This is a genomic window from Jiulongibacter sp. NS-SX5 (assembly GCF_052828545.1).
Genome location: NZ_CM128248.1, coordinates 3962444 through 3973514, shown reverse-complemented (window position 1 = coordinate 3973514; position 11071 = coordinate 3962444). Strand labels below are relative to the sequence as shown.

Genomic DNA, 11071 nt, shown 5'->3' with positions numbered 1-11071 from the left:
CATCTGGTGGATTTTAAAAAACATCTTCAGCAACATCCCATATTCGGCACCATAGGTCAAGCGGCAGATGAACTTGGTCTTGAAGCCTATGTCATCGGTGGTTATGTCAGAGATTTAATGCTCGAAAGACCAAATAAGGATATAGATGTTGTTTGCATCGGCTCCGGAATTGACCTTGCTCAAAAAGTGGCTGAAAAGCTGGGAGATAAAACCAGGGTAAATGTTTACCGAAACTTCGGTACAGCCCAAATCCCTCACACTGATTACGAACTAGAGTTTGTAGGGGCTCGCAAGGAATCATACCGAAAAGAAAGTAGAAAGCCTGTAGTGGAAGATGGCACTCTGGAGGACGACCAAAACCGTCGTGATTTCACCATAAACGCTATGGGACTTTGTTTAAACAGTCAGCATTTCGGGGTATTGCTTGACCCCTTTGACGGACAAAAGCATTTGCAAAGCAAACTCATTAAAACACCCCTGGAGCCAGGCATCACCTTCTCAGATGATCCTTTGAGAATGATGCGGGCTATCCGTTTTGCTACGCAATTAAACTTTGATATTGACCCTGTCACATTTCAGGCCATAGCCGATATGAAAGACAGAATCACTATTGTATCCCAGGAGCGTATAACCGATGAGCTAAACAAAATAATTCTGGCTCCTACGCCTTCATATGGTTTCAAACTGCTGGATCAAACCGGCCTTTTGGAAATCATTTTTCCGGATTTGGTTAAGCTAAAAGGAGTAGAATACATAGAGGGTAAAGGACATAAAGATAATTTTTACCATACACTACAGGTATTAGATAATATCACCAAATACTCTGATGATCTGTGGGTTAGGTGGGCTGCAATATTGCATGATATCGCCAAGCCTGCCACCAAACGTTTTCACAAAAAAGCCGGCTGGACTTTTCATGGTCATGAAGAAATAGGCAGTCGCTGGGTGAAGAGTATATTCAGAAAAATGAAGCTGCCTCTTGATCACAAAATGAGGACAGTAAAGAATTTGGTGAGGCTTCATTTGAGACCTATTGCCTTGGCTAAAGAAGGTGTTACAGACTCGGCACTCAGAAGGGTATTGGTAGAAGCTGGTGATGATATTGAAAAATTGTTAATGCTCTGCCGAGCAGACATTACCAGCAAAGACCCTAATCGTGTCAGAAAATACCTTAAGAATTTCGATAAAGTAGAACAGTTACTCATAGAATTGGAGCAAAAAGACAAGCTTCGCAATTTCCAACCGGTTATCACTGGTGAAATAATTATGCAAGTATTTGACCTGTCACCTTCTAAAGAAGTGGGGCTGATCAAATCTGCCATCAGAGAAGCGGTAATTGACGGAGATGTGGCCAATACACTCGAAGATGGTTATGCTTTTATCAAGGCTAAAGGTGAAGAAATGGGATTTCAGGTGGTTAAAACCCTGGAAGAGTTAGTACTTCCTGAGGCTAAGACAGAAGACTAACACCAACTTCACACTGTAGACACCTTCTTTTCAAGCAGAATTCGTTATTGAGTTCTATTACCCCCTGACTGTCACTCATTTTTGTGATGTTCATCCCTAAATCCTCCCATGATTTAGTGATTCTATTACGTTCCGCTTTAATAGAGTCTAAAATCTCAATGGATCTTTCAGTATAGCTTTGATCATCAATATACAGCCCATAGGCCACCAAAATGGGCACCACTGTATTCACCAATATATTCTCTACCGAGGACTTCCCTATTCCTTTTAGCTTTACCTTTGATTCTTTACCAAAATCATAATGGCTCCGCCAGTATTCTGAAGGGGGCATCTGAAAGAACTTCAAAAGGTCTATTGGAGAAGTATTCAAAAAAGTATCAAACAATGCATCCTTGTTTGAAAAAAGGCTCGCAAGTTGACTCAATCGTACGCTTGGAAAGTTCCCAAGTCGGGTTCGCATAAATTTCCATTGTACCCTTTCCATTTTTTGTTCAGACAGGCCGTGTTTAACTGATAGAAATTTAAACTCATTGAAAAGTTTTTGTTGGTATTCGTTATCTGAGTCCTCTAAAAAACCTGCCATCCCAAACAAAAGAGCCTCTAACTGTACTGACAATTTCCTGTATTTTCTGAGCAACTTAAATGGAAGAATCTTAGCAAGTTGCCCAAAAGCATCAGCATTTAATTTGAAGCCAAAGTTGACCATCAAGGTTTGATAAGCCGTTTCTTGCCAGTCGCCTTTGTTTTCTTCTAATCTGTCCAGAACTATCTCCGCTTTCCTCTGAAGCCTTCGCATCAGCGTACGTTCCAGCATCATCATTTTCTTGATTTCGCTGACCTGAGTAAACTGCGGTTCACATGGAATTTTGCCAATGGACTTATGTAACTTTTGATAATTCTCAATTAGCTCTTTCGGTACTTTATCGTCAAGAACCAAAGTTGGAATCACCTTACCATCTGTAGTCTTCACATCCTGATCATGTTCCCAAACTACATGTAAAATGACATTTTGATAAGCCGCATCAGAATGATGTTGATGCCTGTACCAATCAGAAGATTTAATATGAATCTCTACTTGCCCTTCCCACTCGATCTGACCAATTTTAAGGCGAGCATCCAGAAAATCTGGCCCCGAATCAGAGTTTAAAAATCCATTTTTTAGGATATGAAGAGTCTCTTCAGAATGTGTCTGGAGCCGTTTTTTGTCAAATTTTTGAAATTGCCAAACGTAGTGCAAAAACTCTTCTCTCATAGGTCAATACTGTGTGAATTGACAACCAAGATAAGAAGATTAACAATTTCTATAGATATTCATCCAGCAAGTGAGCCATTTGCTTCTGCAATTTCTGAGCTTCCTCGGCAGCCCTTTCAGCAAAGTCTTCACCACTTGAGGCGTAGATAATCCCTCTTGAGCTATTGACCAATAAACCACACTGACTGTTCATTCCGTTTTTGGCAACTTCTTCAAGACTACCTCCCTGAGCCCCTACTCCAGGTACCAATAAGAAATGATCCGGAATAATTTTTCTAATCTCCTGAAGAGCTTCTGCTTTGGTAGCTCCTACCACGTACATCAAATTATCGGCATTTCCCCAACCTTTTGAAGTTTTCAAAACTCTTTCGAAAACTTTCTCAGAGGCAAGATCTAACTGCTGAAAATCAGAAGAACCTTTGTTTGATGTTAAGGCCAATAAAATCACCCATTTACCCTCAAACTCAAGAAAAGGGCTTACAGAATCTTCTCCCATATAAGGAGCCACTGTTACAGAATCAAAAGACATCCCTGAAGCTTCCTGATCAAAAAAGGCCCGTGCATACAGTTTTGAGGTATTACCGATGTCTCCACGTTTAGCATCGGCAATCGTAAAGATATTTTTCGGGATATACTCCAAAGTTTTTTGAAGGCTTTCCCATCCTTTCGGTCCTTGAGCTTCATAAAAAGCAATATTTGGCTTGTAGGCTACCGCAAAATCTTTTGTAGCGTCTATGATCCTTTTGTTAAACTCAAAGACCGGGTCAGACTCCTTCTTCAAAAAATCTGGTATTCGCTGTATATCAGTATCTAAGCCCACGCATAGAAATGATTTCTTTTGTTGTATTTCAGCGAATAGTTCTTTTGAAGTCATAGTCTTGTCTAATTTGCCGCAAATTAGCAGCTTTCCTGCCTAAAAGCCATTTTTCTACCATTGAAATACTCCCTATTTTTGCCGCAAATATCAAAACCCATTTTGCATGGAATTTATCAAAACCTCTATAGAAGGATTAGTAGAAATTAAACCAAAAGTTTTTCCTGACCCAAGAGGTTATTTTTTTGAGTCTTATCAATACGAACTTTTCAAAGCCAATGGCATTGACGAACATTTTGTTCAAGACAATCAGTCATACTCAACTGCAGGTGTTTTGAGAGGTTTACACATGCAGCGTGAGCCCTTTGCTCAGGGAAAACTTGTGCGTGTTATCAAGGGAAAAGTATTGGATGTGGCCGTAGATGTTAGAAAAGGCTCCCCTACCTACGGCAAATGGGAATCTGTCATTCTAGACACGGAACAGCACAATATGTTTTACGTTCCGCCAGGGTTTCTACATGGTTTTGTAACCCTAGAAGATGCCATTTTCTCATACAAATGCACTAATACCTATAATAAGGCCTCAGAAACTGGAGTTGTCTGGAATGACCCGGAATTGAATATCGACTGGGGCATCGAAAACCCGTTGGTATCTGAAAAGGATCAGATTCTACCCCAATTGAAGGACCTCGTTTTTTAAGTTCAAAAAGTATCATGTCAGAACGCTCTACTTACCCTGAAGAATTGCACTTCTTCACAGAAGGTATTTCTCAAATAGAGCTTCCTAAAAAGTTTACGTATCCCTTTAGTTATCAGCCTCATATATTGAGTAAAGCTGCTGCAAATGCCGTACAGGAATACTTAAAGACAGCATATAAGGGCAATCATAACTTTGGCTTGAAGGAAGGCCAAAAGGGTCTTATCATCGGAAAAATGTTTGGCGTGTTAGTGGTGAAAACTAATGACCACAAACTAGGCTACTTAGCAGCATACAGCGGAAAATTAGATCAAGGTGAACAGGAACCCTATTTTGTCCCTCCGGTTTTTGATGTTTTCAAACAGGGAGGCTTCTACAGAGAGGAAGAAAAAAATATCAGTGCCTTAAACTACGCTATTGAGACCCTCGAAAATGATGAAAACTATAACTCTCTCTTTCAAAACTTTAAAGCACTGAAAGCCGAGTACACCGAACAGTTAACCTCTCTTAAAACAGAAATAAAAAAATCTAAGAAACTGCGTAAAGAGCGTAAAAAGGATGCTCTTTCAAAGCTTAGTCCTCCTGAACAAGAAGAAGTTTTTAAGCAAAATGCCAGAGAGAGTTATCTTCAGAAACAGCAACTTGACACACTGATTTCAAAATGGGAGGAGAAAATTGAGCAAGTTCAAGCGGAGCTAAGACCTTTCCAGAATAAGCTGGAGTCGTATAAAGAGGAAAGAAAACAACGTTCCAATGCCTTACAGCAAAAGCTTTTTGATAATTACAGATTCCTGAATGCTGAGCAAAAAGACAAAAGTTTACTCGATATTTTCACCAAAGAACTTCAGATAGCACCACCTGCAGGAGCAGGTGAGTGTGCTGCTCCCAAACTGCTGCAGTTTGCCTACCATCACAAATTAGAACCCGTGGCTTTAGCTGAATTTTGGTGGGGAGCATCACCGAAGTCTGAGATCAAAAAACATGGATTCTATTATCCGGCATGTAATACCAAATGTGGGCCAATACTTGGTTTTATGCTGCAAGGCTTAGATGTGGATGAAAATCCTATGAAGCACAATTCGGCTGAGGGGAAAGAGCTAGAAATTGTTTTTGATGATCAGGATATCATTGTCGTTAACAAGCCACATGAATTCTTATCGGTACCTGGCAGGTATGTGAAAGATTCCGTTCAAACCCGAATTCGAGAAAAATTCCCGGAGGCATTTTTGGTGCACAGATTAGACCAAAGTACATCTGGTCTTATTCTGATTGCTAAAAATCATGAAAACTATGTAAATCTTCAGCGACAGTTTACAGAACGAACTGTCTCTAAAAGATATGTGGCTCTTTTGGATAGGGAAATAAAAGAAAATGAGGGCTTTATCAATTTGCCATTAAGAGTAGATCTGGACAATCGGCCCAATCAGTTGGTTTGTTACGAGCACGGCAAACCAGCTAAAACCAAATACAAGGTTATTGAAAGAAAAAAGGGCAAGACTAGAGTTCATTTTTTCCCGATTACAGGTAGAACACATCAATTGAGAGTACATGCCTCACATATCGATGGGCTAAACGCACCCATTATTGGAGATGATTTATATGGTTTGAAAAGTGAGAGATTGTGCCTGCATGCAGAATCATTGACGGTAACTCACCCGACTACCCAAAAGAAGATTTCTTTCTTTGCAGAGGCAAAGTTTTAACCACGCTGTCTAATGACCTCATACAGCATCACACCTGCTGCCACAGAGACATTCAAAGAGCCTACCTGACCTAACATTGGCATTTGCCCGAGCATATCACATTTTCTAATCAGGCTATCAGAAATACCATCTTCTTCAGAACCCATCACAATGGCTATAGGCCCGGTAAGATCATGATTTGAGTAGATGTCAGAGGTTTTCTCAGTACATCCTATCACTCTAAAACCACTATTCTGAAGCCCATCTACGGCTACAGTAAGATCATTTTCTTTACAAACCGGAATAAAAGAAAGGGCTCCTGAAGAGGTTTTCATAGCGTCTGAATTAATCTGAGCTGCACCTCTGGTAGGAATCACAATTGCATCTGCACCGCAAGCTTCTGCAGTTCGGGAAATGGCACCGAAGTTTCTCACGTCAGTGATTCTGTCTAGAATTAAGATCAAAGGAGTTTTTCCCTTTTCAAAAGCATCTGCCACCACATTACTCAGCATTGCATAATTCACAGCAGAAACGAAAGCGATAACACCTTGATGATTTTTGCCGGTGATTCTGTTTAGTCTTTCTGAAGGTACACGCTGAATAAAAACCTTACGCTTTCTCGCCAGTGTTTCTATTTCTTCATGATTTGAGTCCTTGTGAACCAATACCTTCTCCACGTCTTTTTCAGAACGCAGTAATTCCAGTACAGACTGGTTACCAAAAACGTAATCTTCGGGATTGGCCTTTGGGGCTGGTTTATGGAATTTCCTTTTCGGGCCTTGGCCTCTTACTCCATGATGCTTCCTGTTCTCCATGCTTCTACAAAAGGATACCAATAGGCTCCGTATTCGGGGTACCGAACCAGCTCGTAATGGTCTTCGCTAAATTGATTTGGTTTTCGATAAAATGTAAAAATGATCTCCGAGAAATTGGCACTTTGTGAATACAGCCAAACCTCACGCATACCATTTCTTTGAATTCTGGTAGGCGGCCCCAAAATTAGGAAAATCATTCCTTTATCGGTCTTCCAACCCTCTTTATATGTTGTAAAAAGTTCGTTAGCTCGTTTTACACGTCTGTAGTATGATTTGATGATTTGCTTAGCCAAAGACTGGTTTCCCGAAGTCATATTCAGAAAATAAAGATCTAGAGCATCTTTAAAGTCCTGTGCCGCTTTGAGACTGCTTATTTCATCATTAGTACTCATGTAAACCAAAGGCCCTGTGAGTTCATCGGACTCGGTAAGTCTCGGGTAACGTTCGTCCACTACCAGAAATCCGTACCCATTCACCAAAGAATCGTCATCAAAAAGCACATAGCTTCCTTCAGTATTCAGAACTAACTCCTCTCCCGAATTAAACTTGATCGTTTCTTCTTCCTTAAAGCTGAGAGTTTCATTCCTCTTTGTAGTACTCATCGGAGATAAAGCAGCTGGTGTTTCTAAGCTATATCTTTTCAATACCAAAGGATGACTCAAATTATCCATTGACTTGAATACAACTTTCTGCCCGGCACTTACATAAGAGTTAAAAAACGGAGTTTCAGCACCATCCAGATACATTCCAAACCGTCGGTTTGGTCTGGCGGCGTTAAAATCGACATAGCTTTCGTTTGTAAACTTTCTTGAGGCACTTACGTCAATAAACTCCATGGAAAGACTGGCATCATTCACCTCTCTAAGTCGAGGAATCTCAAAAGACAAGCCCAATTCTTTACCATCCAGAAGGGCCTCTTCTTTATCCAGCTCAATTCTACCTGACTCGTATTTCTCTTTAATACCCATGACCGTCTGTAGAGTCCAGTTTACTCTGAAACGCTCCTCAAAATCCTCTATACTGGTAATTTTATTGGACTCCAGATTCTCTATAGTTGCGTTCAGGAAAACGCCAATTCTGGTAGAATCTTTAAGGATGTACTCTACTTTCATTGCAGAGATGTAAGGATTCATTTCTTTTTTTACCTCCTTCCTGCTGGCTAGGGCATTAGAATTTACTGTAGTTTTGTTTTGAACCTTACATGAGGACAAAAAAACAACGCCGAGAAAAACAGAAAGTAGTTTGAGGTAATTCATAGTGTTACTGTCAAATATAAGTAATAACCCCAAAATTGACTTTCTGGTGCATTTTATTTTATGAGAGATCTGGAAAACCGAGATGACGTCAAAAAACTGGTGAATACTTTTTACGGCTACGTTCACGCCGATCCGTTGATGGCTCCGGTTTTCGTGATGCCAAAAGAGCAATTTGATCGACATCTGGAAAGAACCTATAATTTCTGGGAAAACTGGTTATTTCAAACGGGCTCTTATAAAGGTGGGCTCATGTGGGCTCATATTGAAAAGAATATGACGCACCCAATCACCACTGAGCTTTTTGAGCATTGGCTGGCACATTGGTTCAGAGCTACAGATGAGCTATTTAAAGGCCCCAGGGCAATCTTTGTCAAAGACAAAGCTCTGGAACTTGGTCAAATCATGAATGCCAAGCTTAACCCAAAGCAGTAACTGTTTGCCATTCTTTAATGGCTTTGGTCATCACTTCAAACTCAATCAAGAAACCATCATGACCGTAGTCTGAATCTATCTCCACAAAATGAGCTCCGGGAATCAAGTTAGCAATCGCCTCCTGTTCCTTGGGAGGAAATAACATATCAGAGCTAATACCTATGACTAATGTCTTAGCTTTTATTGAAGCAAGGGCTTCCTGTAGGCCTCCTCTTTCTCTACCCACATCATGCGAGTCAAACATTTTGCTTAGTACCCAATAAGAGAAAGCATTAAATCGTTTCTGGATTTTTTCTCCCTGATAGTTTTGGTAGGTATTGGCTCTAAAAAAATCTATTTGACCTTCATCTCTTGACTGCGTACGATTATAAGTCTGGTAATTTCTATAGCTCAAAAGAGCAATTGCACGAGCCACTTTCAATCCTTCCATACCGGCCTTGGGGTTATTCTCCGGCCAGGTTGGATCATTCTGAATAGCCATTCTTTGACTCTCGTTAAAGGCTATTCCCCATGGAGAATGAATAGCGTTTGTTGAGAAAAGAATCAGATTTTCATGCAGCTCTGGCTTTGCAATAGCCCATTCAAGAGCCTGCTGCCCCCCTAATGAACCTCCAAGAAGTGTATGAATTTTCTCAATCCCCAAATGCTCTCTCAAAAGCTCAATACATTGAACTACATCCCTGATGGTCAGCATAGGAAAGCGATGAAAATAAGGCTCTCCTGTCTCAGGATTTTGACTCAGAGGATTAGTACTGCCATAATGAGAACCAGGCACATTCATACAAATGATAAAATGCTCATCCGGGTTATAGAGTCTTCTTTCGCCAATGAGACCATTCCACCAATCAGATGGATTTGCATTCCCTGTGAACGCATGACAGACCCAAACGACGTTGCTTTTGTCATCATTGAGTTTCCCATAGGTGGTATAAGCCAGCTTTACTTCCGGCAAAAACTCCCCATTCTCTAATTTGAGAGGTATTCTGTGATGATATTCTTTGTACTCAACCATAAAAAACAGGCGGGCTTCTAAAGCAGAAGCCCGCTATATCTAAATCTTAACCTAAAGCTTTTGTGATATCAGCCTTGATATCTTCAATGTGCTCAATACCCGTTGAAATTCTTAATTGATTTGGCTCCACACCTGCAGCTCTCTGCTCCTCCTCATTTAATTGAGAATGGGTAGTACTGGCCGGGTGAATGATTAATGTTTTGGCATCGCCAACATTAGCCAGGTGCGAGATCAGTTCTAAAGAGTTCACAAACTTCTCAGCTCTGGCTCTGTCTCCTTTCAGATTGAAAGATAATACCCCACCAAAGCCTCTATTAAGATACTTCTTAGCCAGATCATGTGTAGGGTGATTCTCTAATCCCGGGTAACTCACGGATTCTACCTCTGGATGAGCTTCCAACCATTTAGCTAAAGCCAAAGCATTTTCACAGGTTCTCTCTACTCTCAAAGATAATGTCTCTAGACCTTGAAGGAGTAAGAAGGAATTAAACGGCGACTGAGCAGGACCCCAATCTCTCAAACCTTCTACTCTACATCTGATAATAAACTGGATATTGCCAAAAGGCCCTCCTACTCCAAATACATCATTTAAGACCAATCCGTTATAGCTGGCAGATGGTTCTGTAAACTGAGGATATTTACCATTACCCCAGTTGAAGGTTCCTGCATCTACGATAACACCGCCCATTGAAGTACCATGCCCGCCGATCCATTTGGTAGCAGACTCAACCACCACATTGGCACCATGTTTTATCGGTTGGCAAATTGACCCACCAGCTCCAAAAGTATTATCAACAAATAATGGCAAATCATACTTTTTTGCCAGAGCTGAAAGACCTTCAAAATCAGGAGTTGTAAGTCCGGGATTACCAATAGTCTCTACATATAAAAGCTTGGTTTTATCATCAATCAAAGCCTCAAAACTGTCGATATCATTACCATTTGCAAATCGGGCTTCTACACCAATATTCTTAAAGGAGTTCTTAAACTGATTGAAAGAACCTCCATATAAAAATGAACTGGTCACAAAATTATCACCTACAGTAGTGATGTTATTGATGGCCAGGAATTGGGCTGAATGACCAGAAGCGGTAGCCAATGCGGCCACGCCACCTTCCAAAGCAGCAATTCTTTTCTCAAAAACATCATTCGTAGGATTCATAATTCGGGTGTAAATATTCCCGAACTCTTTCAGAGCAAAAAGGTTTGCTCCATGTTCAGAATCATTAAATTGGTAAGCAGTTGTCTGATAAATAGGCACCGCTCTTGAATTGGTGGTAGGGTCTACCTCTTGCCCTGCATGTAATTGAAGGGTTTCAAATTTTAGTTCTGGCATTGTACTCTTTTAATTTTTGGTCTAACAAATCCTCAACTGACTCCAGCTGATTCCTTCCCTTAGAGGGATAAACCAAGACGATAATTTGGTGGTTGATCGATTGGCTTATAAGTCCTTAAGGCCGTTTTGGCACAGAAGGTAGGTATTGGCACCTTACAGCAGTGGAGCGGCAGGTTGCCCGAGGTTCATAGAGCCTATTCTCTCCCCTCGTCTTTATAAATCAATCCAAAATTCATTTCGGGAGAAAACCCGATTTTTGAAATGATGGGGCAAATATACAGTTCAATAGAATGATTCCAAATGAATAA

10 protein-coding genes and 1 riboswitch are annotated in these 11071 nt (G+C 40.7%); of the genes, 4 read left to right on the top strand and 6 right to left on the bottom strand.

Annotated elements, in window-relative coordinates:
* The first annotated feature begins 6 nt into the window (after positions 1-6).
* Positions 7-1467, top strand: a complete 1461-nt coding sequence (locus ACUXV0_RS17330) for a CCA tRNA nucleotidyltransferase (protein ID WP_446190840.1) — start codon at positions 7-9, stop codon at positions 1465-1467.
* On the opposite strand, the gene ACUXV0_RS17325 is transcribed toward ACUXV0_RS17330, so the two are convergent.
* Together ACUXV0_RS17325 and pyrF are read right to left on the bottom strand one after the other, a co-directional pair.
* The gene (locus tag ACUXV0_RS17325; protein WP_446190839.1) at positions 1451-2719 is read right to left on the bottom strand and encodes a DUF2851 family protein; all 1269 of its coding nucleotides are present in this window, start codon (positions 2717-2719) and stop codon (positions 1451-1453) included. The genes ACUXV0_RS17330 and ACUXV0_RS17325 overlap by 17 nt on opposite strands.
* Positions 2720-2768: 49 nt before the next feature.
* Entirely contained in the window at positions 2769-3593 is an 825-nt protein-coding gene (pyrF, locus tag ACUXV0_RS17320) for an orotidine-5'-phosphate decarboxylase (RefSeq protein ID WP_446190838.1), read from the bottom strand.
* Positions 3594-3699: 106 nt separating this feature from the next.
* Between pyrF and rfbC the strand changes: the two genes are divergently transcribed.
* Both rfbC and ACUXV0_RS17310 read left to right on the top strand, forming a co-directional pair.
* On the top strand, positions 3700-4233 hold the full coding sequence (rfbC, locus tag ACUXV0_RS17315; RefSeq protein ID WP_446190837.1) for a dTDP-4-dehydrorhamnose 3,5-epimerase: 534 nt from the start codon (positions 3700-3702) through the stop codon (positions 4231-4233).
* Between the two features lie 14 nt (positions 4234-4247).
* The gene (locus ACUXV0_RS17310) at positions 4248-5933 is read left to right on the top strand and encodes a pseudouridine synthase (RefSeq protein ID WP_446190836.1); all 1686 of its coding nucleotides are present in this window, start codon (positions 4248-4250) and stop codon (positions 5931-5933) included.
* Here ACUXV0_RS17310 and rlmB read toward each other — a convergent pair.
* Together rlmB and ACUXV0_RS17300 are read right to left on the bottom strand one after the other, a co-directional pair.
* Positions 5930-6727 (bottom strand): 23S rRNA (guanosine(2251)-2'-O)-methyltransferase RlmB, encoded by a 798-nt coding sequence (gene rlmB / locus ACUXV0_RS17305; RefSeq protein WP_446190835.1) that lies wholly within the window; start codon positions 6725-6727, stop codon positions 5930-5932. The two genes, ACUXV0_RS17310 and rlmB, sit on opposite strands and share 4 nt — an antisense overlap.
* Positions 6700-7983, bottom strand: coding sequence for a GWxTD domain-containing protein (locus ACUXV0_RS17300; RefSeq protein WP_446190834.1), 1284 nt, complete (start codon positions 7981-7983; stop codon positions 6700-6702). Before ACUXV0_RS17300 ends, rlmB begins: the two co-directional genes overlap by 28 nt.
* 60 nt (positions 7984-8043) lie before the next feature.
* Between ACUXV0_RS17300 and ACUXV0_RS17295 the strand changes: the two genes are divergently transcribed.
* A complete protein-coding gene (locus ACUXV0_RS17295) occupies positions 8044-8415 on the top strand; it encodes a group III truncated hemoglobin (protein ID WP_446190833.1) in 372 nt (123 codons plus the stop codon).
* Here ACUXV0_RS17295 and ACUXV0_RS17290 read toward each other — a convergent pair.
* On the bottom strand, positions 8399-9427 hold the full coding sequence (locus tag ACUXV0_RS17290) for a homoserine O-acetyltransferase family protein (protein WP_446190832.1): 1029 nt from the start codon (positions 9425-9427) through the stop codon (positions 8399-8401). The genes ACUXV0_RS17295 and ACUXV0_RS17290 overlap by 17 nt on opposite strands.
* Positions 9428-9473: 46 nt before the next feature.
* Positions 9474-10763 carry an O-acetylhomoserine aminocarboxypropyltransferase/cysteine synthase family protein gene (locus ACUXV0_RS17285; RefSeq protein WP_446190831.1) on the bottom strand — a complete coding sequence of 430 codons (1290 nt, stop codon included), beginning with the start codon at positions 10761-10763 and terminating at the stop codon, positions 9474-9476.
* 102 nt (positions 10764-10865) lie between these two features.
* Positions 10866-10985, bottom strand: a riboswitch (SAM riboswitch).
* Between the last annotated feature and the right edge of the window lie 86 nt (positions 10986-11071).